Annotated in this window: 21 protein-coding genes; 5 read left to right on the forward strand and 16 right to left on the reverse strand. The window is 57.4% G+C overall.

From position 1 onward, the window contains the following. Positions 1–296: 296 nt before the first annotated feature. The 8 genes from JFU47_RS29300 to JFU47_RS29335 all read right to left on the reverse strand — a co-directional run bounded on the left by JFU47_RS29300 (position 297) and on the right by JFU47_RS29335 (position 8,371). A complete protein-coding gene (locus tag JFU47_RS29300) occupies positions 297–2,306 on the reverse strand; it encodes a putative bifunctional diguanylate cyclase/phosphodiesterase (RefSeq protein ID WP_201187655.1) in 2,010 nt (669 codons plus the stop codon). A gap of 280 nt (positions 2,307–2,586) precedes the next feature. Continuing rightward, a complete protein-coding gene (locus JFU47_RS29305; RefSeq protein ID WP_201187657.1) occupies positions 2,587–2,805 on the reverse strand; it encodes a hypothetical protein in 219 nt (72 codons plus the stop codon). A 106-nt stretch (positions 2,806–2,911) separates the two neighbouring features. After that, positions 2,912–3,676, reverse strand: a complete 765-nt coding sequence (locus JFU47_RS29310) for an ABC transporter ATP-binding protein (protein ID WP_201187658.1) — start codon at positions 3,674–3,676, stop codon at positions 2,912–2,914. A 16-nt stretch (positions 3,677–3,692) separates the two neighbouring features. Next, the gene (locus JFU47_RS29315) at positions 3,693–4,403 is read right to left on the reverse strand and encodes an ABC transporter permease (RefSeq protein ID WP_201187660.1); all 711 of its coding nucleotides are present in this window, start codon (positions 4,401–4,403) and stop codon (positions 3,693–3,695) included. After that, complete coding sequence (locus tag JFU47_RS29320) at positions 4,400–5,128, reverse strand: ABC transporter permease (RefSeq protein WP_201187662.1); 729 nt, start codon at positions 5,126–5,128, stop codon at positions 4,400–4,402. The genes JFU47_RS29315 and JFU47_RS29320 overlap by 4 nt, the downstream gene beginning before the upstream one ends. Before the next feature lie 55 nt (positions 5,129–5,183). Further along, a complete protein-coding gene (locus JFU47_RS29325; protein WP_150656162.1) occupies positions 5,184–5,966 on the reverse strand; it encodes a transporter substrate-binding domain-containing protein in 783 nt (260 codons plus the stop codon). A 136-nt stretch (positions 5,967–6,102) separates the two neighbouring features. Further along, a complete protein-coding gene (locus tag JFU47_RS29330; protein ID WP_201187663.1) occupies positions 6,103–7,233 on the reverse strand; it encodes a succinylglutamate desuccinylase/aspartoacylase family protein in 1,131 nt (376 codons plus the stop codon). Between the two features lie 91 nt (positions 7,234–7,324). After that, positions 7,325–8,371, reverse strand: a complete 1,047-nt coding sequence (locus tag JFU47_RS29335) for an ornithine cyclodeaminase (RefSeq protein ID WP_201187664.1) — start codon at positions 8,369–8,371, stop codon at positions 7,325–7,327. Between the two features lie 203 nt (positions 8,372–8,574). Here JFU47_RS29335 and JFU47_RS29340 point away from each other — a divergent pair, with 203 nt between their 5' ends. Beyond that, on the forward strand, positions 8,575–10,203 hold the full coding sequence (locus tag JFU47_RS29340; RefSeq protein WP_201187665.1) for an aminotransferase-like domain-containing protein: 1,629 nt from the start codon (positions 8,575–8,577) through the stop codon (positions 10,201–10,203). A 326-nt stretch (positions 10,204–10,529) separates the two neighbouring features. On the opposite strand, the gene JFU47_RS29345 is transcribed toward JFU47_RS29340, so the two are convergent. Beyond that, entirely contained in the window at positions 10,530–11,453 is a 924-nt protein-coding gene (locus tag JFU47_RS29345; RefSeq protein WP_201187666.1) for a LysR substrate-binding domain-containing protein, read from the reverse strand. Between the two features lie 165 nt (positions 11,454–11,618). Here JFU47_RS29345 and JFU47_RS29350 point away from each other — a divergent pair, with 165 nt between their 5' ends. Both JFU47_RS29350 and JFU47_RS29355 read left to right on the forward strand, forming a co-directional pair. Continuing rightward, entirely contained in the window at positions 11,619–12,392 is a 774-nt protein-coding gene (locus tag JFU47_RS29350; protein WP_201187667.1) for an SDR family NAD(P)-dependent oxidoreductase, read from the forward strand. Between the two features lie 15 nt (positions 12,393–12,407). Next, positions 12,408–12,776: a carboxymuconolactone decarboxylase family protein gene (locus tag JFU47_RS29355; protein WP_201188521.1), complete on the forward strand. Its 369-nt coding sequence runs from the start codon at positions 12,408–12,410 to the stop codon at positions 12,774–12,776. A gap of 185 nt (positions 12,777–12,961) precedes the next feature. Here the strand turns inward: JFU47_RS29355 and JFU47_RS29360 are convergent, their stop codons facing one another. Further along, a complete protein-coding gene (locus JFU47_RS29360) occupies positions 12,962–13,240 on the reverse strand; it encodes a hypothetical protein (RefSeq protein ID WP_201187668.1) in 279 nt (92 codons plus the stop codon). A gap of 22 nt (positions 13,241–13,262) precedes the next feature. Continuing rightward, complete coding sequence (locus JFU47_RS29365; protein ID WP_201187669.1) at positions 13,263–14,357, reverse strand: formylglycine-generating enzyme family protein; 1,095 nt, start codon at positions 14,355–14,357, stop codon at positions 13,263–13,265. A 202-nt stretch (positions 14,358–14,559) separates the two neighbouring features. Here JFU47_RS29365 and JFU47_RS29370 point away from each other — a divergent pair, with 202 nt between their 5' ends. Then, complete coding sequence (locus tag JFU47_RS29370) at positions 14,560–17,046, forward strand: arylsulfatase (protein ID WP_201187670.1); 2,487 nt, start codon at positions 14,560–14,562, stop codon at positions 17,044–17,046. Between the two features lie 110 nt (positions 17,047–17,156). Beyond that, positions 17,157–18,779, forward strand: coding sequence for a DUF1254 domain-containing protein (locus JFU47_RS29375; protein ID WP_201187671.1), 1,623 nt, complete (start codon positions 17,157–17,159; stop codon positions 18,777–18,779). Between the two features lie 189 nt (positions 18,780–18,968). On the opposite strand, the gene JFU47_RS29380 is transcribed toward JFU47_RS29375, so the two are convergent. The 5 genes from JFU47_RS29380 to JFU47_RS29400 form a co-directional block, all read right to left on the reverse strand. Next, entirely contained in the window at positions 18,969–19,457 is a 489-nt protein-coding gene (locus tag JFU47_RS29380; protein WP_140679957.1) for a hypothetical protein, read from the reverse strand. Between the two features lie 144 nt (positions 19,458–19,601). Continuing rightward, positions 19,602–20,957 (reverse strand): HEAT repeat domain-containing protein, encoded by a 1,356-nt coding sequence (locus tag JFU47_RS29385; protein ID WP_140679956.1) that lies wholly within the window; start codon positions 20,955–20,957, stop codon positions 19,602–19,604. Positions 20,958–21,252: 295 nt separating this feature from the next. After that, positions 21,253–21,801: a cupin domain-containing protein gene (locus JFU47_RS29390; protein WP_007895886.1), complete on the reverse strand. Its 549-nt coding sequence runs from the start codon at positions 21,799–21,801 to the stop codon at positions 21,253–21,255. A 443-nt stretch (positions 21,802–22,244) separates the two neighbouring features. After that, the gene (locus JFU47_RS29395; RefSeq protein WP_140681444.1) at positions 22,245–23,531 is read right to left on the reverse strand and encodes an NAD(P)/FAD-dependent oxidoreductase; all 1,287 of its coding nucleotides are present in this window, start codon (positions 23,529–23,531) and stop codon (positions 22,245–22,247) included. A 52-nt stretch (positions 23,532–23,583) separates the two neighbouring features. Continuing rightward, positions 23,584–25,074 carry an aldehyde dehydrogenase gene (locus tag JFU47_RS29400; RefSeq protein ID WP_201187672.1) on the reverse strand — a complete coding sequence of 497 codons (1,491 nt, stop codon included), beginning with the start codon at positions 25,072–25,074 and terminating at the stop codon, positions 23,584–23,586. Positions 25,075–25,091 lie beyond the last annotated feature (17 nt).

The raw sequence follows: 25,091 nt of genomic DNA on the forward strand, positions 1-25,091 counted from the left end.
CATGGCAAAAAAGTAAGCGCCTGAGATTGAAATCCAGAATTTTCGCAGAGGCATTCGGACTGAGATTTCACGTAGCAGCGTGCTAAAAGGCGCTTTCGCCGATCAATTTTTCGGCAGCTTGAGAAAGCCGACTTTTTCAACAGAATCGGCCAATAGCGGACAGTGACCGGCAGTTTTCGGCTAGAAACGATCATTTGAATGCGTCGGTCGTGGCAGGCAGAAATTGGCCAGAAGCACTCAATGGCATGCGATCGTTTGTGATCAGATATACCCCGAATCGGTGAGAGGCTGTTGAGCTACTTGCGCTCTCGTTCTTCATACCACTGCATGAACGCTTCGGCGCTGACCGGTCGGCAGAGGTGAAAACCCTGGGCGATGTCGCAGTGATATATGCCCAGCGCATCGAGCACGTCGGCTGTTTCTACGCCTTCGGCGATGACCGACATGCCAAGGTTGTGGCCAAGGTCGACGACGCTTCGAACGATCAGTTCGTTGGCCTGATCGCATTGCATGGCCAGTACAAAGGATTTGTCGATCTTGAGTTCGCTGATGGGCAGGTCCTTCAGCTGAGCCAGGCTGGTATAGCCGGCGCCAAAATCATCGATGGCAATACGGATGCCCATCGTATGCAACTGCATCAGGATTTCCCGAGCCGCATTTGAATCGAGCATGATCGCCGACTCAGTCACTTCGAGCACGAGCATATTCGGAGTCAATTTGTAACGCTCAAGCAGATCGACGATCTGAAACACCAACTTGTCGTCCAGCAGGTTTCGCGCAGAAATGTTGACCGCTACCGGTATGCATATCCCGGCGTCGGCCCAGGCCCGCACCTGAGCCAGAGCAAGGTTGAGCACGTAATAAGTCAGGGAGCCGATGATCCCGGTGAGCTCGGCGAAGGGAATGAACTCATCCGGTCGCACGAGACCCCGCACCGGATGCTGCCAGCGCACGAGCGCCTCGACACCGGTGACTTTGCCCGTGCTCAGGCTGACCTTCGGTTGGTAGTCCAGGAACAACTCACCGCGATCCAGACCCCGACGCAGCTCACCGAGCATGGCAAGACGCTCCGGGGAGCGCCGATCCGAGCCAGGGTCGTAGACGAGAATGCCCTTGCCCTGCTTCTTGGCTGCATACATGGCGATGTCGGCGCGCTGCATGAGCGTCGAAGGGTCATCGCCGTGGATGCCGGAAACCACCACACCGAAGCTGGCTTCGACATCGAGATCGACACCATCGATCTCAAAGGAGGCGGTGATCGCGGTATGTAGCCGTAGCGCCGCCTTCAAAGCCCCATCCAGGCCTTCGACAGCGGGAAGCAGAATCGCAAACTCATCACCTCCCAGCCGGGCGACCGTGTCGATTTCGCGTGCCTCACTGACCAGCCGCTTGCCAATCTGATCGAGCAGCCGATCCCCGTAATAGTGCCCCAGGGTGTCGTTGACCTCCTTGAATCGGTCGAGGTCAATCAGCAACAGTCCGGTGCTTGAACCTTGGCGTCGCCCCAGGCGCAATGCCTGCTCGAAACGGTCGGCCAGGAGTGTGCGGTTGGCCAGCCCGGTGAGCTTGTCATGTAGCGAAGCGTGCAAGGCGTCCTTGCGTTGACTGTCGAGCTCGACACGAGTGCGCCGCAGCACTTGGGAGAACAGGCCGACGAGAAGCAGCCCGGCGATAAAAACGATTGGAGTGCTGTTGGCGTTGAAGGACTCCCGTGTGCGCAGCTTCTCCAGCGCCACAATAGACTCCTTGTGATGATCGGCCGCTGCTTGCAGGACGACTTTTTCAATCTTTTCGAACCGCGGGTCGGCCTCCTCGTTGTCGATCCAGCGCACCTGCGCGTCATCTCCACGATCGACGGCATCGAATAACTTGGTGATGCTTTCCAGGTAGGGAGTCAGTGCCATGCGAACATCCTCGACAAGGAGGTGGTCCGCAGGCGATCCGGAGTGGTGAACACGCTCGAGCGCAATGGTCAGTTGCGCTACGACATTCTTGAAGTTACGACGTGCGTTCAGGCTGGGGTCCAGCCGATACTTACGCTCCAGCGACTCGGCGGCTGCCACAGCAGTCGCAGCGGCTGCGTAGTGGTCGGACAGAACGCTCGAGGCGATCGCCTCCTGCCCCAGGCGTCCGGTGGTAATTGAAGACCACACCGCAAAGCCGCTGATTGCCAGCAGTACGGTGACCAGACCATGGCGCGCCCACCTGCTGGGTATTGTTTTGCTCCAGCGCATAAGCCTGGGTACGGCAATCACTTGCGCAAAGGCTTCAGGATGCTCCGGACTTGCTGGCGGTAAATTGCTCATGCGCTACCTCATGTAGACGTGGCTGCTTCCATTCTTATTGGCAATGTCCGCCAAAACTTGAGCTTAGTCGAAAACGAAACTAATCTTGATTCTCCGATAATGGCTGTGCGTTTACGCATCTAAAAACAGTTAAGTGATATTAATTCGAATCGACCAAGGCGAGTGACCGCTATGGGTCGTTTTCTGCCTGTCGCGACTGACCGAAATCCACAACCCATAGCTGCCTGTCGCCTCGGGTTTGCTTTTCGTGTTCAACCGAAACCTTAGGGGCGGGGCGCCTTCACGCTAGTCCAGTTCGGATCGAACCTGACTTGCCCGTAATAAAGCTGGTCCCCATGCCAGTCACCTTGTTGGTGTAAATCACATCGGTTGATTGCGCATCAAGGATCATCTGCTTGAAAATCGGGTCGGCGTTTATGCTGAACAATGGGCAGCTGAAAAACGACATTGATCCGCGGCTTGTTTCTATGGTGCGTAGCATCGAAGGCATGCTGGGCATTTATTAGGTTCCGTACGAAAAGTGCCTGCGCTCGAACAGCCCCCTGGATCTCTAGCACTTTGAGCAATTGACTAGTCGCTCAAAGGTGTTGCTCGGACTAGGGAATCTACTTCAGGTTGCCACTGAGGAACTGCTGCAGCCGCCCGCTCTGAGGGTTGCCCAGTACGTCCTCGGGCGCCCCCTGCTCTTCGACCAGTCCCTGATGCAGAAACAGCACCTGGTTTGACACCTGGCGAGCGAAGCTCATTTCGTGGGTGACCATGATCATGGTACGACCTTCTTCGGCCAGTCCCTGAATGACCTTGAGCACTTCGCCCACCAGTTCCGGGTCGAGTGCCGAGGTTGGCTCGTCGAATAGCATGACTTCCGGTTCCATGGACAAGGCCCGGGCAATCGCCACACGCTGTTGCTGACCGCCAGAGAGGAATGCCGGATATTGATCAGCGACGCGGGCCGGCAGACCGACCTTATCCAGATAGCGTCGAGCCCGATCCTCTGCATCTATCTTGCTGACACCCAGCACCCGATGCGGGGCCATGGTGATATTTTCCAGCACCGTCATGTGGCTCCACAGGTTGAAGTGTTGGAACACCATCGCCAGACGGGTGCGGATGCGCTGCAGTTCAGCCTCGTCGGCCACCCGCATACCGTGCCGGTCATGGAGCATGCGAATCTGCTGATTGTCCAGGCTCATGGCGCCGTCGTTGGGCGTTTCGAGGAAATTGATGCAGCGCAGGAAGGTGCTTTTACCCGAACCACTGGCGCCAATCAGGCTGATCACATCGCCGGTTTTGGCTTTCAGTGAGACGCCCTTGAGGACTTCGTGGCTGCCATAGCTTTTATGCAGATTATCAACGGTCAATTTGTACATGTGCGCAAATCCTGAATTAGTGAGCCGGGCCTAGGAAAGACAGCCAACGGCGTTCGGCCAGGCGGAACGAACCGACCAAGGAGAAACTGACAGCCAGATAAATAGCGGCGGCAATGCCGAACGACTGGAAGGTCATAAAGGTTGCCGAGTTGGCATCGCGAGCGACTTTGAGTATGTCCGGCACGGTGGCAGTGAAGGCAATCGTGGTCGAGTGCAGCATCAGAATCACCTCGTTGCTGTAGTACGGCAACGAACGGCGTAGGGCCGATGGCATGATCACATATGCATAGAGTTTCCAGCCGCGCAGGCCATAAGCCTTGGCCGCCTCGACTTCGCCATGGTTCATGCTGCGGATCGCCCCGGCGAAAATTTCTGTGGTATAGGCGCAGGTATTCAGGGCAAAAGCCAGAATGGTGCAGTTCAGTGCATCGCGAAAGAATGCATCAAGCATGGGCTGGGCGCGCACTGCGGCGATGCTGTAGATCCCGGTGTAGCAAATCAGTAACTGGATATACAGAGGCGTTCCGCGGAACAGAAAGGTGTAGAACTGTACCGGACAGCGCACCCACCCATTGGTTGAAGCCCGGGCAATCGACAAGGGGATCGACATCACAAAGCCGAAGAAGATCGACGCGCTGAGCAGCCAGAGGGTCATGGCCAGCCCGGTGATGTGTTGACCGTCGTGGTAAAGGAAAGGTTTCCAGTATTCCTGCAGAAGCTCGATCATCGCACCGCCTCCCGAAAGCCTGCGGCATAGAAGACTTCCAACCGACGCAGGACATAGTTTGAAACGCTGGTGATCAGCAGATAGATCAAGGCGGCCAGCATCAGAAAGAAGAACAGTTGATAGGTGCTTTTACCGGCATCCTGGGCCGCCTTGACCAAATCGGCCAGACCGATAATCGAGACCAGTGCGGTGGCCTTGAGGATCACCATCCAGTTATTGCCGATGCCCGGCAGGGCGAAGCGCATCATTTGCGGGAACACCACGAAGCGAAAGCGCTGGGCGCGGGTCAAGCCATAAGCGGTGGCGGCTTCCATCTGACCGCGAGGCACGGCGAGGATCGCTCCGCGAAAGGTCTCGGTAAAATACGCGCCATAGATGAAGCCCAGAGTGATGACCCCGGCGCTAAACGGGTCGATCTCGATGTACTCCCAGCCCAGCGCTGCAGTGAGGCTGGTCAGCCAGGTTTGCAGGCTGTAGAAAATCAGCAGCATCAGCACCAGATCCGGGACCCCGCGGATCAGCGTGGTATAGAGCTGTGCAGGAACTCGCAACACAGATGATCGTGAAAGTTTGGAACTGGCGCCGATCAGGCCGAGCAGCGCGCTCAATAACAGTGACAGTACAGATAGTTTGACGGTCATCCAGGTGCCTAGCAGCAACAGCGGGCCAAAGCCCTTAAGGCTGAAGCCGGATAACCCCAGAATCTGCAATAGGTTTTCGAACATTGGGCAGCCCTTTGGCAATCATGAAAGTGCCCATCCGCAGATGGGCACCGTACGGTTACTTGCCGCTGTAAAGAATCACATCGCCAAAATGCTTTTTCTGGACTGCCGCGTAGGTGCCATTGTCGTGCAGTGCTTTGAGGCCTTTATCCAGAAGCGCCTTGAGTTCCTGATTGCCTTTAGCGATGCCTACCGCCGTTTTCTCTGGCATCAACTCACTGTCTACCTGTTTGCTGACCTGGAAATCGGCACCTTGTGGTGACTTCAAAAAGCTCAATTCGGCTTGCAGCTTTTCCTGGATAGAAGCATCGAGGCGACCGGAGATCAGGTCCGCGTAGACCTGGTCCTGGTTCGCGTAGGCCTGGGTTTCTACCCCTGCCTTGTTCAGTACGGCTTTGGCATAGGCTTCCTGGACAGTGCCTTGCTCGTAGCCGACTTTTTTGCCTTTGAGCGATGCGGGATCAATGTCGATGGCAGCGCCTTTCTTGAACACCAGTACAGTAGGACTCGAGAACAGTTCGCTGGAAAAATCGATGACCTTCTCACGGGCTGGGGTGACCGTCATGGACGAGATCACGCCGTCGAACTTGTTGGCCTTGAGGCCAGGAATCATGCCATCGAAATCGCTTTCGACCCATTTGCACTTGACCTTCAGTTCGGCACAGATGGCATTACCCAAGTCGATATCGAAGCCAACCAGGCTGCCATCGGCGGCCTTGGACTCAAAGGGCGCGTAGGACGGATCGACGCCAAAGCGCAACTCCTTGTACTCCTTGGCCAGCGCGGAACCGGCAGCGACACAGAGAGCCACTGCAGAAAGGGTCAGAAATGCTTTTTTCATTGTTATATTCCTAATATCCAACATGAGCGCTTGTGGCGCATGAGTACTGTTACTGGAACTTGCATGACGCACAGAAAACGAAACCTGATGTTCATCTTGTTGCTATTGCACCGTTCGGCTCTGCCGGAAAAAATCGTCAGGCGCAGAGCAGTGAACCTGAGCGCACAGGCTCTTGCCCCGCGACAAACGTCAGCTCGGTATTGGCTTCGGTGAAACGCTCAACCACCCGTGCGTAGAAAACGCCAGCCACACTGCTGTAGAGGGTGCTGATCTGGCCGCTGAGCGGATCGATAACATCGGCCAGCGCGGTGCCTGGTTCGACCCTACTGCCAATTGGCGCGCGGTATGCCACCACTCCGGCGTGGGGAGCATTGAGCACCTCCACCCCGGCCAGAGGCGTTGGCTCACACAAGGGTATCGGCACCTCAACCTCTGCATCTGCGATCAAGCCCAGGTGCCCCAGGTACGCCAACAGAGCCTCGGCATCACGCATCGCCAACTCATGGCTAACATCGAAGAGACCACGCAGTTCTAATGTCGCGGAGAAGGTTTCCAGCGGAATCGGCAGATGTGGGAAGCGCTGTTGCAGCCTGTCCCAGATGGCCGTCAAGGATTCGTCGAAACTATAGGTTTTGGCGTCGGGACCACCCTGCTCGGTGGCATGCAGGACGGCATGTGCCCCTGTGAAGCCCGCCAATACTCGCGCCTGCTCCTGCTGTTTGCTGTGTGCGTAGAGGTGCACCATGGCTTCACTGTCGCAGTGCAAATCGATTACGTAGTCGGCAGCACAGGCCAGGCGCAGCAGAGTCAGGCGCAAAGACTCCAGCTCGGTACGTGGCTGCAGGGCTTCGAGGCGTTCGCGAGTGCAGCGACGGATCAGCGCGACGTTGGCAATGGGATCGCTGCCAAGTTCACTGCTGACCTGCTCGCACACGAGTTCGGCGAGATCGAGGTAGTTGCGGTTGAAGTTCTCTCGGCTGGACAGCTCAAAGCGGCCCAACTGACGCCCGAATACATAGTTGCCGAGGCCAATCGGGTTGGCGATCGGCACCAGTACCACCTCACCCGTCAGGCGGCCAGCGGCCTCAAGCGTCAGCAGGTGGTTCTTGAGGTGGTGCAGAACCAGCATGCCGGGGTGCTCATCGGCATGCAGACCGGCCTGCAGGTAAACCTTTTTGCCCTGCCCCTGTGGCCCGAAATGCAGGCTGATGACTTCACGTGGTGCGCCAAGGGTCTGCGCTAAAAGCGCATGTCGATGTTCTTGCATGGGAATATCCAAATGGGTGGTTCAGACGAGTGAGCAGCACCGGGATAGTGGCTTTTCTACCTGCCACGCCTTGGCGCGACAGGTAGACGTCTTAGGCGCGCTTCTTCTGCGGCACAGAAGTTTTGGGCTGTAGACGGGCAAACAGGTCTTTGGGATCTTTCAAGTCAGGTACCAGCTCGATCTCGCTGCCGATATCCAGAGCCTTGGCGGTGTCGAGGACGTAGCGCAATGCCGAGTAGTCCTCCAGTGCGAAGCCTACCGAGTCGAACAAGGTGACGCTTTGCTCGGTGTCGCGACCGACCACTTCGCCGTTCACCACGCGCCAGAACTCGATGATCGGCGAGTCCTGCGGCATCTGCTGGATCTCCCCTTCGATACGACTTTGTGGTTCGTATTCGACGACCACCCGGGCGCGTTCGACGATATCGCGGTGCAACTCGGTCTTGCCGGGACAGTCGCCGCCCACAGCATTGAGGTGCATGCCGGGCTCGATCATGTCCGGGGTGAGAATGGTGGCGTAGGTCTTGTCGGCGGTTACGGTGGTGACGATATCGGCACCGCGCACGGCCTCGGCTACGCTACCGGCAAGGCTCACCTTGATCGCAGGGAAGCCGCTCAGGTTGGCAGCCAGCTTGGCGGTAGCCTTCGGATCAACGTCGTACAGACGGATCTCCTCGATACCCAGCAACGTGTGGAAGGCCAATGCCTGGAATTCGCTCTGCGAGCCGTTGCCGATCAGCGCCATGCTGCGGCTATTGGTGCGCGCCAGGTAGCGGGCAGCCAGGGCTGACGTGGCGGCGGTGCGGATCGCCGTGGTCAGGGTCATCTCGCTGATCAGGAGCGGGGTTCCGGTGTCGACATCCGTCAACGCACCAAAGGCCATCACCGTCAGCCTGCCGGTCTCGGGGTTCTTCGGGTGGCCGTTGACGCACTTGAAAGCATAGAGTAAGTGGTCGGAGATCGGCATCAACTCAATCACCCCTTCGGGGGAGTGGTTGGCCAGGCGGGCGCACTTTTCGAATGCGTGCCAGCGCAGATAGTCCTCACGAATGTATTCGGCCATTTCAGTCAGGCACTGGGCGATGCCTTTTTGGGCAACGAGCTGGCTCAGGTCGTTGACGTCGATATAACGGGTCATGCACATCTCCTTTTATCGGGTTTTTCAGGACGTTTGAACCGCCCCAGTTTCCCCTGACACTCTTCCAAGCTCAGTGCGTAACGCTTTTAAAGCGCCAGCAGCGATAGCTGTTTGTTGAAACGATGACGACGCGTTGGCGTTGTGGAACATTTGTATGTGATCAAACACATCGCCATGAGCATCTTGCCGCCCGGACTGCAGTCATGATTGGCGAGTCGGTCGGGTGGGTAGGTGGGGCGACTGCACGGCGACACGGCGGCCCAAGATCATCAGGCCAAGAAGTATTTTTTATTCTGTGCATCTGCATAACACCGGTTAAGAGCGCGATTACTTCGACGCCAAACTACGCGATATTCGCTTTCATTCCATACACAGCAGCCCCTAAGATGAACGTACCTGTATTGGTCGAAAAGGCTACACACCCCCTCATGAGTTCGCCTCAAAAGACATCCCGTATCGGTCGGCTGGTGCAGCATTTTTCGCAATTGATTGATCAGGCCAAGCTGGCCCAGGGCGCCCGTTTGCCATCCATTCGTGCCGCAGCCAAGGAATTCGAGGTCAGTACCTTCACCGTGGTACAGGCTTATGATCGCTTGGTCGCTTTGAGTTATGTCGAGGTGCGTAAAGGTGCTGGCTTCTTTGTCGCCCAGGCCTCGCCGAGTATCGAGCAGCAACGCAGCGCAGCCCCGCTGGGGGATGTCTATTGGCTGCTGGATGATGCGTTTGATCCGGATGCTGATGCCTTGCAACCGGGTAGCGGCGGTCTGCCAGATACCTGGCTGGATGAGGCGGGCCTTCGCCTGGCCATGCGCAGCCTTGCTCGTGGCTCTGGACTGATTGCCGAATATGGTGAGTCTCGTGGCCTCCTGGTCCTTCGGCAATGGCTGCAGCGCCATCTGAACGAGCGAGGGGTACCTGTACAAAGTGAGCAAATCTTGCTTACCCAGGGAGCCAGCCAGGCGCTAAACATAGTGATCAACGCCCTACTGCATCCGGGTGATTGTGTGCTGGTGGACGACCCAGGCTATATCAACCTGCTGTCTAATCTGCGTGACCACAAAGTCAAAATAATCGGGGTACCCTGGACCCCACAGGGTCCGGATGTGGAGAAGCTTGGCGAGTTGCTGACCCAACATCGGCCCAAGGCCTTTTTCACCAATCCTTGGCTGCAGAACCCAACCGGCGCCAGTTATAGCCCGGCGGTAGCCCATCGCGTGCTGCAACTTGCGGATACTCATGATTGCTGGATCGTTGAGGATGACGTGCATGGTCAGTTGGTACCGAACAACCAGCCACCACTGGCCGCCCTCGACAACCTGCAGCGGGTGATTTATATCGGCAGCATTTCTAAAAGCATGGCCCCCTCGCTGCGGGTTGGCTTCGTCACTGCTGAACCGGCAGTGGCCGAAGCTTTGCTGCACTACAAGATGACCACCGGCCTCTACAGTTCGCAGCTTTGCGAGCGGCTGGCGTTGCAGATGCTCAATGACGGTACCCAGCGCAAACGCTGCCAGAGGCTGCGCGATCGTCTATTGCAGGCCCAGGTGTTTGCTCGCCAGCAACTGCAACAGCTCGGCTGGCAATGCTGGGCCCCCATCGCACCAGCGCCGTATCTGTGGATCGGTAGCGGCCAGGAAGGTTTCGATCCGGTGGCCCTAACACGCGCAGGGCTCAAGCAGAATATCCTGCTGTCCCCCGGCTGCATCTTCCGCCCCGACCTGGAGGTCACCCCCTGGCTTCGCTTCAACGCGGCCTTTGGCGAGGACCCAGCAGTCTGGCGCTTTCTCGCCGAAAGTCAGGAACACAAGCTACGGGGACATCAACCTCATTGACCAAACGACCCCGACGCAGCTATTTACCGTACACGTAAGGGTTGATACCAAGTCGATCTGCAATCCCGAGAGCGTAGGCTTACCAAGTGTGTTCCGCTCCGTAATATAACGATCATCCACTCTGTAGATGGCTACTCGCCTGATGGGCAACTTGTAGATGTGCTGAAACCCAGAGGATGGGCCTGAGGTCTTTTCGTTTTTTAGGAAGTGGGAGGATGATGTGAAAGGCGGCGCTGCAGTTTGCTCGTAGCACGTCACCGACCGGTTGAATCCACAGCCAAAAGCAGTCGCTCAATGCTCAGGAAAAATTCATCAACGAATTGCGCTCAAGCACTGCCAACTTTTGATGACTCCTCGAGTAGCCAATCGCGGAACGCCTGAATTTTCGCCAGCCCAGCAACCTCAGGCCGGAACACAATGTAGTAAGCAAACTCCAGCAGGCGAATGGCATCGCCGAAGGGTCGAATCAACCGCCCGGCTGCCAAGTCGTCGCGCAACATGACGCTACGTCCAAGTGCCAGTCCGTGACCGTCGATAGTCGCTTGAAGTACGGCAGCCGAATTGTTGATACGCAGCCCGTGCTCCGCATTTACATCGGTGTATCCCGTCGCATCGAGCCAGGTTCGCCAAGTGGGGTATGCAGGATCGCCCGCCATCGACAAGTCATGAATCAACGTTGCCTGGGGCAGTTTATTGCCTGACAGTCGCCCCGCCTTCAGCAATGGATAGGTCGGTGCGCAGACAGGGTACATCTCTTCGTCCATCATTTTGATCGCCGTCAATCCCGGCCAATGCCCCACACCATATCGAACGCCGATGTCCATGCCCTCGGCAATGAAATCCACAGGCCTGAGATTGGTGTCCAGCAACACATCGATTTGTGGGTGCGCAAGTTGAAATCGTTCAATACGGGGCAACAACCACTTGGCCGCAAATGCCGGACTGACGGTAACGGTCAACCCCGTGCTGAGCGAGCCCTCCTTCAACCGCGCCAACCCCATGCGTAAACGGTCAAAACCTTCCCGAATATCCGGTAGAGCTTCTCGGGCGACATCCGTCGGGACTAGCCGCGCGGTTCCACTGTAAGAACGATTGAACAACGTAATACCCAGCCACGCCTCCAGTGTTCTCACTTGCTGCCCCACGGCCGCGGACGTGACATGAAGTTCTGCTGCTGCGGCTGAAAAACTTTGATGCCGAGCTGCGGCCTCAAATGCCCGGAGCGCGTTTAGATAGGTTGGTGTCGTCATCTGTTAAAGAAATTCTTTAATGATTGGAAAAAACTTCTGATTTGTGAGCCCTGACCCGAAGACGAAGAATAGCAGCCAGACCGAAACGTTAAAGGCTCAAATACTGCAAATATCCGAGTAAAGCCGGTCGGAACATTTTTCCTCACTCACACAGGGCATCTCAACATGAAAAGATTTTCTTCCAAAGTCGCGATCGTAACCGGCGGCGGTTCAGGCATCGGTAAAGAAGTTGCTCAACGTCTAGTTGCTGAGGGAGCTAGTGTTGTGATCGCCGGTCGTGATTCGGCAAAACTTGAAAAAGCCGCAGCGCAAATCGACCCTAGCGGCAAACAGATACGTACCTTGGCGGGTGATATCGCCATGCCCGCCACGGCCAAGGCATTGGTCGAATTGGCGACAGCCGAGTTCGGGGGCGTGGACATCCTGGTCAGCAACGCAGGCGTGTTTAATCCCAAGCCTTTCCTGGAGGTCGATGAGCAGGAATACGACAGCTTCATCGACATCATTCTCAAGGGCAAATTTTTCATGGCCCAGGCCGCAGCCAAAGCAATGCAGCAACGCGGCGGTGGCGTGATCGTGCAAACCGGTTCGCTGTGGGCGCTGCAAGCGATCGGCGCGACTCCATCGGCTGCGTACTCGGCCGCCAACGCCGGTGTCCATGCGCTGACCCGTAACCTGGCGATCGAGCTGGCATCGTCCAACATCCGTATCAATACAGTCGCCCCTGCGGTGGTGGAAACACCGATCTACAACACCTTCATGGACACCGAGCAGATCAAGGAAGTACTGCCGACCTTCAACGCGTTCCACCCACTGGGTCGCAATGGCCAGCCTGCGGATGTGGCCGAAGCCATTCTATTCATGGCCTCTGAGCAAGCTTCCTGGATTACCGGCACCGTGTTGCCAGTTGACGGCGGCGTAACCGCCGGCCGTATTTAAAGGAGAGAAACGATGATGCTGGATTGGAATGACTACCGCGAAACACTGCTGGGCCGAGTCGGTGACCTTGCCATGCTGTCGCCCGATACTGTGGGCGGCCTTCAAGTGCTAAACGGCGCGTGTGCGAAGACCGGTCATCTTGACGCCAAGACACACGAACTGATCGCGCTGGCAGTCGCCGTCACTACGCGCTGCGACGGTTGCATCGCAGTGCACACCAAGGCGGCTGTAAAACACGGCGCTTCCCGTGAAGAAATCGCCGAGGCGCTGGGTGCTGCAATCGCGCTCAATGCGGGCGCAGCAGTGACCTATTCGGCACGGGTCTTGGACGCTACGCGGCGCTCGAAAACAATTAACCCCGAGCCCCCACTCCCCCAATTCTAAAGGGGAGTGCGGTTCCCATGTCGGCACTCTAGGCCCCGTTGAAACATCAAGACTATATGGAAGGGGATCTTGAAGCTGTGGACGACGTCTTGCAGAGTTTAAAACACGTTACTGCACTCATCTTGTCAGGAAACATCAAGGTATAGGAAATTGAACTCCACTTGACCACGTTTTTGCATTCGACCTTACCAGTCATTTGCATGGCATCTGACCCCCGATTGCATCGGATTTGACCAGTACGTTTCGTAACGGTGATCGGAAGAGAGCTGCACATTGCTGTCGGTGGCGACATTCAGCAAATTCGGCCAAAAGCCGTCATTCGCGTTTTCATCGTAAAAGTCGGAACCGGCGACCTCGGCGACACCTTGCTCAGTCGCAGGGCCCAACAGATAAATCTTCGTGCGATACAAGCGCCAGAAACGAAATCCGATGCAATGGCAGGCTATTTCTTGACGGTAAAGCATGGCTCCCGCGTGAATATTACATTCAGCGGTTCTTTTCCCATTGATCATTGCTCATCGTCAGGCGAAAGCCGAGATGCGACATCGAGTTCATTGGATCTGCGCCCTGCCTGGCACTGGTTCGAAAGCTCGTGCAGTAGCTGTCGCTACAAAGAAAAGAGCCCCCTCGAATCACACGCTGTGGTGCGTTGGCCGTTACTCCGAGATCCGGGTCATAGCTGTCGGAGGGACCTACCGGGTTAAACACTGCTTCACCCGCCGACTGACGCTTGAGCCCTACTCTAAACGCATCGGCACGATACCAATCGGCGACCCACTGCCAAACGTTACCGGACATGTCGTAGAGCCCGTAGCCGTTAGGTCTGTAACTGCCTACCGGTTTAGTGCCGATTTTGAATTTATTGCTGGACCCGCTCACGGGAAACGGCTGCACCTCATCCCAGGTATTAGCCATCTTTTCCCCGCCGGGCGAGAAGTCATTACCCCACGCATAATTCGCTTGTTCCAGTCCGCCTCTTGCGGCGTATTCCCATTCAGCCTCGGTCAGCAGCCGTTTGTGGGCCCATGCGGCATACGCTTGTACATCTTCGCGTGAAACCTGAACCACCGGATGGGTTTCCTTGCCCTCGATAGTACTGTCAGGCCCCAGCGGGTGGCGCCAGTCAGCCCCTGGGACAAATGCCCACCACTGGCTGAAATCATTGAGTGGGATCGGCCTCTCTGTTCCCACAAAAACCAATGCGCCAGGCACCATGACACTGTCATCCGGCTCAGGAGTACCCGGCGGTAGCTGTACTTTCAGATCTTCCCATTTGGGTTTACGTTCGGCGGTGGTGACGTAATGCGTTTCAGAAATGAAACGGGCGAAATCGGCATTGGTGACGTCATAGCGGTCGATCCAATACCCGTCGAGTCGAACCTTGTGCGCCGGCCCCTCGTTTGGACGAGCCTGCTTATGATCGCTCCCCATCAAAAATTCGCCGGCAGGAAGCCAGACCATTTCCAAGGGGCCATTTTTTCCATCACCCAGCGTCAACGGCACGGGGCCGCGAATGTGCTGATACACCACTAACGCCACGCACGCCGACACGATCCCGGCGCAGACGATGGCGATACCCAAACGCCGTTTCCTGATAAGCATGTGCGCTCCCCTTGATTTCAGGCTGCGGCCATTGCTGAACCTTCCTGACATCAAGATCAGGTATAGACAGCACTACTCCAATGTCAACGCCCGCTCGCGCGAACGATGAGATGGACTGGCGAGAGAAGAAAACGGTTCTACACTCCGAACTTGGGGTTTCGGGGGTTTACAGGAGCTGGCCATGGCCACTGCACACTGGAATAAACCTTTATGGCTGCGCCAGCGCATCAGTTCAGGACTGGCAGTTGCCTTGCTTTCGTTCTCTTGCGCCAATGCAGCGACACCGGAAGTCAACGGCACGCCCGGTTCACCCAGCGCTACCACGACCATCGATGGGAGATACCTCCCTAATCCTCCAGAAGCATTCCGCGGCGTTATCAACCTCGACGCCGCAAGCTCCACACCCTACTGGTCGCCGACCGTCGTTCCGCCCAAAGACGCGCCGAATATCTTGTTGATCATCACCGACGATGTCGGCTTCGGCGCCCCCAGTACGTTCGGCGGCATCATCCCTACGCCCGCCATGGATCGCGTCGCGGCAGCCGGGTTGCGCTTCACGCAATTCAATTCGACGGCACTGTGCTCACCGACGCGCGCCGCCTTGATTACCGGGCGCAATCACCATTCCGTCGGCTTCGGCGTCATCACCGAAGTTTCAACGGGCTATCCCGGCTACAACAGCGTCATCACCAAGGACAAGGTGACCATTGGCAAAATCCTCAAGGACAACGGCTACGCCACCTCGTGGTTCGGCAAAAACCACAACACCCCTTCCTTCCAGATCAGTCAGGCCGGCCCGTTTGATCAATGGCCCATCGGCATGGGCTTTGATTATTTCTACGGGTTCATGGGGGGCGAAACAAACCAGTGGCAACCGGGCAATCTGATGCGCAACACCACCCCGATCCATCCCTACGTCGGCAAACCAGGCTGGAACCTGATCACCGCGATGGCGGATGACGCCGTCGGCTACGTCAATGAATTGAACGCACTCGATCCGAAGAAGCCGTTCTTTCTTTATTACGCGCCCGGCGGCACCCACGCGCCGCATCACCCGACGCCCGAATGGATAGATAAATTCAAGGGCAAGTTCGACATGGGCTGGAACGTCGCGCGCGACCAGATCTTCGCCAACCAGAAGCGCCTCGGTGTCATCCCGCAGCAAGCCAAACTCACGCCGTGGCCGGACTCTCTGAAGAAATGGGACGAACTGCCGGCCGACGAGAAAAAACTGTATGCCCACCAAATGGAGGTCTATGCGGCCTATCTCGCGTACACCGACCATGAAATCGGCCGGGTGATCCAGGCGATTGATGACATGGGCAAGCTCGATAACACGCTGGTTATCTACATCAGCGGCGACAACGGCGGTAGCGCAGAAGGCACCCCTAACGGCACACCAAACGAAATGACTACCTTCAACGGAATCAACGTACCGGTGGCCGACCAGATGAAGTATTTAGACGCTTGGGGCTCGGACCAGACCTATCCGCACATGGCCGTGGGCTGGACCTGGGCCATGGATACACCTTTCAAGTGGACCAAGCAGGTCGCATCACATTTTGGCGGCACCCGCCAAGGCATGGCCATCTCCTGGCCGAACCGGATCAAGGATGCCGGCGGCATCCGTAACCAGTTCCACCACGTCATTGACATCGAGCCGACGATCCTCGAAGCCACCGGCATAGACGCGCCGCTCCAGGTAGATGGCATTGCGCAAAAGCCCATCGAAGGCACGAGCATGGCTTACCTTTTTGACAAGCCGAATGCCGACAAGCCGTCCACGCGCACCACGCAGTATTTCGAAATGCTTGGATTGCGCGCGCTCTACCACGAGGGCTGGATGGCTTCGACGACGCCCTACCGCGCACCTTGGGACATCACCGCGCAGCCACCCAAGGACATCGTCAATGGCGTCAAATGGGAGCTGTACGACATCACCAAAGACTGGACGCAGAACGACGATGTCGCAGCAGCCAACCCTGCCAAACTCAAGGAACTCCAGGATCTGTTCTGGGTGGAAGCGAACAAGTATCAAGTGTTACCGCTCGACGCCTCCGGCTTTACGCGCGTCGTTGCTCAGCGCCCGAGCATCGTGGCCGGACGCACCGAGTTCAATTACTTGTCGCCGGTGACCGGCATTCTTCCAGGCAACGAGCCCAACACATTGAACAAGTCCTACGTTATTTCGGCTGACGTCACCGTTCCGCAAAGCGGCGGCGACGGCGTGCTGGTGACGGACGGCGGCCGCTTCGGTGGTTATGCCCTCTACCTTCTGAAAGGCAAGCCGGTTTTCAGCTACAACCTTGAGGGAGTGGCGCAATTCCGTTGGGAAGGGACCGAGGCGCTTACTCCCGGAAAGCACGGCATCAGCTTCGATTTTAAATACGCTGGGCCGGGGTTCGGAAAAGGCGGCACCGGCGTGCTCTCGGTGGATGGCAAGCAAGTGGCGAGCCGTACGATCCCCAACAGCGTTCCATTCGTCTTCGGCGTGGATGAAAGTTTCGACGTCGGCTCTGACACCGGCACTCCCGTCGATGACAAGGATTACCAGGTACCGTTCGCGTTCAACGGCTCGCTGCACAAACTCACCGTCAAGCTCGAACCGCCGCAGTTGAATGTCGCGGGCAAGGAGGCAGCCCAGAACAAGGTCGGCAACAAAGACTAGGAACGCACGCGGGCCAACTCGCACGAGACGACCCGCGTCGTGAAAGTACACTTCCACCACTAGGTTTATTTGGGTAGTCAATGCAATAGACGCCTCTCAAGGAGAGCACTATGACGCACACGCTCAGACCACTGGCCGTACTGGCGACCTTCGTCGCGCTGGCCATTCCTGTGATAGCCAAGGGGCAAACCGCCACCGAAATCCCCCCGGCGATCACCACGCCCGATCGTCTTGAGACCCGTATCGGGACGTTGGAATTCAAGGACGGCGCGCCGAGCGCAAAAACCGCTCAGGACGTCTATGACACCCTGGCCTTCACCCGTGGTGTAGACGCGTTCATGAACAGTTTTTCGGGCGCCTCGGCCTATGCGGTTCGCGAGGGCTTCCACAGCATCGGGGCTGAGGACAACTCGGTGGTTATCTTCTCTGAGTTGATGGATTCCAAATCGCTCTTTCTCACCGCCAACGTCGATACGATCTATACGCTCGCGGTCCTCGACTTGACGAAGGGGCCGTTGGTGGTTGAGGTGCCACCGAAGGCGCTCGGTACGCTCAATGACATGTGGTTCGGCTGGATCATCGACATCGGCGCGCCCGGCCCTGATCGGGGCGAAGGAGGCAAGTACCTGATCGTGCCTCCGGACTACGAAGGTCCTCTTCCAGACAGCGGCTTCTTCGTGGGCCGATCAAAAACCAATCATGTTCTCTACGCCGTTCGTGCCTTCATGGAGAACAACGATCCGAAACCTGCTGTGGCCGAGATCAAACAATCGCTGAAAATCTACCCCTACACGCCGGGCGGATTTGGCACCAGCATTGCCACGGCACTCGAAGGCAACGTCAGGCTTGCGCCCAATCCACCGATACCGCCGACGAAGTTCGTTGAGGGGAGCGGCAAGTCATTCAATACAATCGCGCCTAACGACTTCTCCTATTTCGAGATGCTCGACAAGCTCGTACAGCTGGAACCGGCCACCTCGTTCAACCCGGAACTCATTGGCCAACTGGCGGCCATTGGTATCGTGAAGGGCAAACCCTTCAGCCCCGACGCCCGAATGAAGAAGATTCTCACCGACGCTGCGGCGGTGGGCAACGCGGCTGGGCGAGCGCTGAATTGGCGTGCCGCAGACTATCCTGGTTGGTCCCTTTATCCGAACTCGATGTGGGCCAACATGCTATGGCAAGGTGGCTTCGACTTCGAGACGCCGCCGCCGACGATCACCAAGGAAGGCTTGTTTAAAGCGCTGCCACCGACTGGCGCGCGGACCCTCGATTCCCGCGCGGCCTTTTACTACGGCTACACCATGGATTCGCCGGGCATGATCATGCGATTGCCCAATGTCGGTTCGCAGTACCTCATGGGATTCACTGATGCTGAAAAAAACCCCTTTGATGGCGGCAAGACCTACAAGGTGACTCTGCCGCCGAAGATCCCCGCAGCCAAGTTCTGGTCGTTCACCGTCTACGACAACCAGACGCGGTCAATGCTCCAGACGCCGCAGCGTTACCCGCGCGCAGGAAGCCAGACCTACCCTACACCGGCCGCCACAGAGAACGCGGACGGTTCGACGACTATCTACTTCGGCCCTTCCAAGCCCGCTGACGCCAAGGCAGGCAACTGGATCCAGACTACGCCCGACAAAGGGTGGTTTACGCTCCTGCGCCTCTACAGCCCGCTTGAATCGTTCTTTACGAAAGAGTGGCGGCCGAGCGAGGTCGAATTGGTTAAGTAAGACTGACCATCTGTTTCAGCGGATGGCGCGAAGCGTCGACCGGTTGAATCCACAGTCGATTTCTGCCCTTCACGACAGGCAGAAATCGGCCAGAAGCAGCCACTCGGCTGGATCCTTTCGTTTGATTATCGGATGGGGTTTATCCCGTCCCCGGCGAGCGAAGCGAACGCTTGAACCGTAGATTCGGCTCTAGGAGTACACGGTGCCGGCCGGCATTTTTATGCCGCACAGTGCGCGGTAGCAAACACCATTTCCATATACCAAGCATTTATCCTGGGCTTGAGCTTTAAGTATTAACGCTCGCAACCTTTGGACAATCCGAACGGCTCGACGTCTGAATAACAGCGGTTTGATTGGCCGCTTTTCTTGCCTTGGGTGTTGGATTTCCCCGAGATACTCCTGCCAACTTGTTGGTTGCTGATAGAGCTGTGTTTCGAGATCGTTCAAAATTGCCAATGCGTCAGCTAGATCGTCAGTTCTCAAGCGGAACATTACATTCATTGATGTAATGCTTATCCGTGCATCTCTTTGTGCATATCGTTCAAAAGCAGGTGCTATAAGGGAAAAATATCCAAACGCATGAAAGCAGTCAGATCTGAAAACAATTCGGTCTTCTGGGTCTAGCGGCCATAAACGCTCTGTTTTTTTCGAGGTATATAAGCCGATAATATGATGCATGGTGACTGTACCTGACTACTGACATGCTTATGGGTGAAGGCTGGCTCACACTCCTGCGAGGACGCAGCGTAGCAGGTTCATGCCATCCATTGGCCACTGCTTCTGGCCGGAAGGTGCCGCTATGCTCTATGCCACACACGCCCATCATTTCGAGATTCGTGCGAAATTGGTGCTGCTGATAAGTCCTTCCGATGCCAGGCCTCGGAGCTGCTCAATCAGTTTCCCCCGCTCGGACCTGGACGTGACCGGATCGACAATTTGATATTGCTCTTCGCACCACAGGTTGACCTTTTTTGCCCAAAACACTTGTACAGTGGGCTCTGTAGTCAACCGTGCCAGCAGGTAAGCTACTTGTTGCCATTTCGGACGCAGTCGCATGAGGGCATGACGGCGCTTATCGGATAGCTCATGCCAATCCCTGTCCAGTTTGGCGTCCAGCCCGGTATGCAATGAAGCCCACGATTGTTTGTTCAGTTGGGCGACAGCTGCAAGAAATACGGTGTCCGATGGATCGTCGAGTGCCGCAAACAGCTCAACCGATTGTCCCTCGCTCAGTTGACCCATAGCGGCTTGTCGCACGGTGGGATAATTGGATCGTGCAGCTGCCATCAACCAGCGTTGTTCGAGTTCGACATCAAGCTCTGCTGCCAGCCCGAGGATACCCAGCCAACCGCGCTTTGCTTTGGGGAAGGCTTCCGTCAGTCGTCCTGCCAATATGGCCCGCGCATCAATATCGTGCTTCGGTGCTACCCAGCGCGCCAGACTGCGGATGGACCGCGAGTCATCCAGCAAGGCCGCGCACAACAACGGTTGTGGATTTTCCAGCAACGGCAGCAGGGCACGCATCACGCAGACTCGTACCTTCGCCCCTGGACGTGGAAGGGCTTCTCGTAGCAATTGCAGTGCTTGCGCATCTGGCAGCGCCTGGCAAGCAGCCACGCCCGCCACGCGTACAGTTAATTCTCGATGGGCCAGCGCGTCTCGCAGAAGCGTCTGTTTATCGATATCTTTTTCCAGCAACAATTTAAACAGGTAGCGTGCCGCGCTGCCTTGTCGCGCCAGGAAGTTTGCGTAGACATCAGAGTGAACCTCGGTCGCCTGAAGGGTGTTGCGCACTGCCCTCAGCGTAGGGCCGTGGTCTGCACGGTGACGCGAAGCCAGCGCCATGAGGGGTTCGAGCGCGAACAACAAGGCCTGAACATGGGAGGGCGATAGATAATGATTTAGACTTTCCGTTGCCAGATCGCGAATTTGTGGCACCCAATCGTTCAACCGCTCGATCAATGCTACTAATGCTTCGGGAGAGGGTTGGTCACGTAGCGCCCTGATGGCGACTTCGCGAATGAAGCCGTTGTAGTGGATAGTCAGCGCTATCCAGTCTCCACTCTCCTTTGCTTTGCCGAGCAGATGCGCAGCTTCGTCACGACGCTGAGCCGCCCATTGCGTGACGGGCGCCTGATGATTTTGCAGTCGAGCTAACCATTCCCGTATTACTACCACGCTTCAATCCTTTCGCAACATTTCCATCTGAACCGAAATATACAGTAGATCGTGGTCACGGATAGCGGGGCGGCAGCTGTAGCATTCTGAGTGACTGCTTCTGGCCGATTGCTGCCCGGCATGACAGGCAGTAGTCGGCACTTGGCAGCCGTTCGAGGGGCCGGATGCGTGGTGCAGTTATGAAGTGAAGTCCATTTACTTTGAAAAAAACCTGTGCCGCGGTTTCCATTGGGCATTGGTGTTGGCCGCGGAGGCAGCCTTCGGCAGCTACTACAGGTTGGCGTCCGTTTTGATATCAGAAGTTAGCCGGTGTGTTGGCGCTAATGATTTCCGCCTCATCCGCCCCAATATTCCGAAACCGATGCGGCAACGTCGTCGGAAAGTAATACCCATCCCCGGCATTCAACACACTAATCTGCCCATCAACCGTCAACTCAACCGTCCCCCGCGTAACCAACCCACACTCCTCCCCTTCCGAATGCACAATCGGCTCTTCCCCCGAACTCGCTCCAGGCGCGTATTGCTCGCGCAACAGCCGCATTTGCCGACTCGGCACCGAAGCGCCAATCAGCAACAACCGCAGCCCATGACGGCCGAGATCCGGCTGTTCATTGGCGCGGAATACGTATTGGTGCTCACGCGGCGGCTGATCAAAGGTAAAGAAGTCCGCCAAAGACATAGGTATGCCTTCGAGCAGTTTTTTCAGGGAACTGACGGAGGGACTGACGCGATTTTGTTCGATCAGGGAGATGGTGGCATTGGTGACGCCGCTACGCCGGGCCAGCTCGCGCTGGGAGAGTTTGTAGCTTTCGCGTACTAGTTTGAGTCGTGAGCCCGTGTCCATGACAGCCTTATGCGAAGAATACTTAAGGGTTATGGGGGTGGATGGCGGGCGACTTTTGGCCGCGAAAACACCGCTTCCCTGTCCCGGAAATTTGAAAGGCGGGTATTAAATCACGTTTGGTGGTGTTGCTCAGCAGGTTCGATAAATGGTTGGGTAAAAAGGTTGTTTTGGCCTGAAGTCGGGTGGTTTGGTCTCGCAAATTGTGGATGTGATTGCTGGGTGTCAGGTGGAGTTGATAGCGACTCGTATGGCCTCTTCGCGAGCAGGCTCGCTCCCACAGTTTGATCCCGGTTGTGTACACATTTTGTGTATGCCGTGGATCTCTGTGGGAGTGAGCTTGCTCCGGGCGGCGTTCCGACGATGGCGGTGTGTCAGGCGACATCAATGTTGACTGTGCCGCCGTCTTCGCGAGCAGGCTCGCTCCTACAGGGATTGCGTCAGGCTTAGATGCCGAATCGATCGCGCAGCGCGTAGTACGCGGCGCCCATGGCGGTGAGTGGGGCCTGGAAGGTGCGGCCGCCGAGCATGGGCATGTGCGGGAGCGAAGCGAATGCATCGAAGCGTTCGGCGTCGCCGCGGATCATTTCCGAGATCAGTTTGCCGGCCAGGTGCGAGCAGGTGACGCCGTGGCCGCTGTAGCCTTGCATGTAGTAGGCGTTTTTCTCGATGCGGCCGAATTGCGGCATGCGTGACATGGTCAGCAGGAAGTTGCCGGTCCAGCGGTAGTCGATTTTCACGTCCTTTAGTTGCGGGAAGGTCTTGAGGATTTTCGGCTTGATCAGTTGTTCGATGTCGTCCGGTTCGCGGGCGCCGTAGACCACGCCGCCGCCGTACAGCAAGCGGTTGTCAGCGGTGAGGCGGTAGTAGTCGAGCAGGTAGTTGCAGTCTTCGACGCAGTAGTTGTTTTTGATCAGGCTGCGCGCAACCTTTTCGGACAACGGTTCGGTGACGACGATTTGCGAGCCGCACGGCATGCTTTTGCGGGTCACGCGGTTGTCGAGGTCTTGCGGCAGGTAGGCATTGCCGGCGATCAGCAGGTACTTGGCGCGGACCACGCCTTTGGCGGTGCGCACGGTGATCGGTTCGCCATAGGTGATTTCCACCGCCGCCGATTGTTCGTAGATTTTGCCGCCCAGGCCGATGATGGCCGAGGCTTCGCCGAGGGCCAGGTTCAGCGGGTGGATGTGGCCGCCCTGCATGTCGAGCAGGCCACCGACGTAGTTGTCGCAACCGACTTCGCGCTTGATGTCAGCCGCGTCGAGCATTTTCAGATTTTTGTTGCCGTAGCGTTCCCAGCTGCTTTTCTGTTCGGCCAGGCCTTTGAGTTGCTTTTTGTTCAGTGCGGCGAAGATGCCGCCCGGGCGGTAGTCGCACTGGATGTCGTAGTGCTGAATGCGCTGACGGATGATGTCGGCGCCTTCGAAGATCATGCTGCCGAGGACTTCGGCAGTCTTGTCGCCGTAGCGTTCTTCGATGACGTCGACGTCGCGGCTGTAGGAGTTGACCAGTTGGCCGCCGTTGCGACCGCTGGCGCCGAAACCGACTTTGGCGGCTTCGAGCACGGTTACGCTGTAGCCGGCTTCGGCGAGGAACAGGGCCGAGGACAAACCGGTGTAGCCGGCGCCGATCACGCAGACGTCGCATTCCACCAGCTCTTCAAGCACCGGGAAGTCGCCGGTGAAGTTGCGGGTGGCGGCGTAGTAGCTGTTTACATGTGTTGTTTGTTTCATAGGTTTCTCCGATGGCCGCTGGCATGTGCCGGCGGCCGCCGTTGTAGAGGTGTTAGAGCTTGATCCAGGTCGCTTTGAGTTCGGTGTATTTGTCGAACGCATGCAGCGATTTGTCCCGACCGTTACCCGACTGCTTGTACCCGCCGAACGGTGCGGTCATGTCGCCGCCGTCGTACTGGTTGACCCAGACGCTGCCGGCGCGCAAGCCGCGCGCGAAGGTGTGAGCCTTGCTCAGGTTGCGGGTCCACACGCCGGCGGCCAGGCCGAAGATGCTGTCGTTGGCGATGGCTAGCGCTTCTTCCTCGGTGTCGAAGGTGATCAGCGACAGCACCGGGCCGAAGATTTCTTCCCGGGCGATGGTCATGGCGTTGGTCACGCCGTCGAAGATCGCCGGCTCCACGTACAGGCCACCGGTGGCTTCGAGGGTGCGGCTGCCGCCCGCGATCAGTTGAGCGCCCTGGTCTTTGCCGACCTGGATATAGCGCAGCACGTTGTCCAGTTGACGCTGATCGACGACTGCGCCGACGGTGGTTTCCGGGTCCAGAGCGTGTCCTGGTTTCCAGGCTTGCAGCGCTTCCACCAGCAACGGAATGAACTGCTCGCGAATCGAACGCTCCACCAGCAAGCGTGAACCGGCGGTGCAGACTTCGCCCTGGTTGAAGGCAATCGCACCGGCCGCCGCTTGTGCTGCCGCGCGCAAATCCGGCGCATCGGCGAACACCACGTTCGGGCTCTTCCCCCCTGCTTCGAGCCAGACGCGTTTCATGTTGCTTTGGCCGGAGTAGATCAGCAGTTGCTTGGCAATCGCGGTCGAGCCGGTAAAGGCCAGCACGTCGACGTCCATGTGCAACGCCAGCGCCTTGCCGACGGTGTGACCGTAGCCCGGCAGGACGTTGAACACGCCTTTCGGGATGCCCGCTTCCAGCGCCAGTTGGGCGATGCGGATGGCGGTCAGTGGCGACTTTTCCGAAGGCTTGAGGATGAACGAGTTACCGGCCGCGAGGGCTGGGGCGAACTTCCAGCTGGCCATGATCAGCGGGAAGTTCCACGGCACGATGGCGGCGACCACACCGGCAGGTTCGCGGGTGATGAGGCCGAGTTGATCGTGGGGCGTGGCGGCGACTTCGTCGTAGATCTTGTCGATGGCTTCGGCGCTCCAGCGGATCGCGTTGGCGGTCGCCGGGATGTCGATGTTCATCGAGTCGTTGATCGGCTTGCCCATGTCGAGGGTTTCGAGCAGGGCGAGTTCTTCCTGGTTGGCCAGGATCAGGTCGGCGAAGCGGATCAGGATGCGCTTGCGCTCTGCGGGTGCCAATCGCGCCCAGATGCCGGATTCGAAGGTGCGGCGTGCGACGGCGACCGCCGCATTGGCGTCGGCTTCGTCGGTGCTGGCGACGTTGGCCAGGAAGCGACCGTCGACCGGGCTGATGCATTCAAAGGTGTCGCCGCTGAGTGCCGGGCAGTATTGACCGTCGATGAATGCGCGGCCTTCGAGTGTTAAGGACTGGAAGCGTTGCTCCCAGTCGCTGCGAGTGTTTGTCATGGTTGTGACTCGACGCG

It is taken from the genome of Pseudomonas sp. TH39(2020) (assembly GCF_016650715.1).
GTDB lineage: Bacteria > Pseudomonadota > Gammaproteobacteria > Pseudomonadales > Pseudomonadaceae > Aquipseudomonas > Aquipseudomonas mandelii_C.

Excerpts from the sequence above, each read along its gene's own strand:
- JFU47_RS29300 (WP_201187655.1), bottom strand. The coding sequence starts at position 2,306 with ATGAGCAATTTACCGCCAGCAAGTCCGGAGCATCCTGAAGCCTTTGCG.
- JFU47_RS29305 (WP_201187657.1), bottom strand. The coding sequence starts at position 2,805 with ATGCCCAGCATGCCTTCGATGCTACGCACCATAGAAACAAGCCGCGGA.
- JFU47_RS29310 (WP_201187658.1), bottom strand. The coding sequence starts at position 3,676 with ATGTACAAATTGACCGTTGATAATCTGCATAAAAGCTATGGCAGCCAC.
- JFU47_RS29315 (WP_201187660.1), bottom strand. The coding sequence starts at position 4,403 with ATGATCGAGCTTCTGCAGGAATACTGGAAACCTTTCCTTTACCACGAC.
- JFU47_RS29320 (WP_201187662.1), bottom strand. The coding sequence starts at position 5,128 with ATGTTCGAAAACCTATTGCAGATTCTGGGGTTATCCGGCTTCAGCCTT.
- JFU47_RS29325 (WP_150656162.1), bottom strand. The coding sequence starts at position 5,966 with ATGAAAAAAGCATTTCTGACCCTTTCTGCAGTGGCTCTCTGTGTCGCT.
- JFU47_RS29330 (WP_201187663.1), bottom strand. The coding sequence starts at position 7,233 with ATGCAAGAACATCGACATGCGCTTTTAGCGCAGACCCTTGGCGCACCA.
- JFU47_RS29335 (WP_201187664.1), bottom strand. The coding sequence starts at position 8,371 with ATGACCCGTTATATCGACGTCAACGACCTGAGCCAGCTCGTTGCCCAA.
- JFU47_RS29340 (WP_201187665.1), top strand. The coding sequence starts at position 8,575 with ATGATTGGCGAGTCGGTCGGGTGGGTAGGTGGGGCGACTGCACGGCGA.
- JFU47_RS29345 (WP_201187666.1), bottom strand. The coding sequence starts at position 11,453 with ATGACGACACCAACCTATCTAAACGCGCTCCGGGCATTTGAGGCCGCA.
- JFU47_RS29350 (WP_201187667.1), top strand. The coding sequence starts at position 11,619 with ATGAAAAGATTTTCTTCCAAAGTCGCGATCGTAACCGGCGGCGGTTCA.
- JFU47_RS29355 (WP_201188521.1), top strand. The coding sequence starts at position 12,408 with ATGCTGGATTGGAATGACTACCGCGAAACACTGCTGGGCCGAGTCGGT.
- JFU47_RS29360 (WP_201187668.1), bottom strand. The coding sequence starts at position 13,240 with ATGCTTTACCGTCAAGAAATAGCCTGCCATTGCATCGGATTTCGTTTC.
- JFU47_RS29370 (WP_201187670.1), top strand. The coding sequence starts at position 14,560 with ATGGCCACTGCACACTGGAATAAACCTTTATGGCTGCGCCAGCGCATC.
- JFU47_RS29375 (WP_201187671.1), top strand. The coding sequence starts at position 17,157 with ATGACGCACACGCTCAGACCACTGGCCGTACTGGCGACCTTCGTCGCG.
- JFU47_RS29380 (WP_140679957.1), bottom strand. The coding sequence starts at position 19,457 with ATGCATCATATTATCGGCTTATATACCTCGAAAAAAACAGAGCGTTTA.
- JFU47_RS29390 (WP_007895886.1), bottom strand. The coding sequence starts at position 21,801 with ATGGACACGGGCTCACGACTCAAACTAGTACGCGAAAGCTACAAACTC.
- JFU47_RS29395 (WP_140681444.1), bottom strand. The coding sequence starts at position 23,531 with ATGAAACAAACAACACATGTAAACAGCTACTACGCCGCCACCCGCAAC.
- JFU47_RS29400 (WP_201187672.1), bottom strand. The coding sequence starts at position 25,074 with ATGACAAACACTCGCAGCGACTGGGAGCAACGCTTCCAGTCCTTAACA.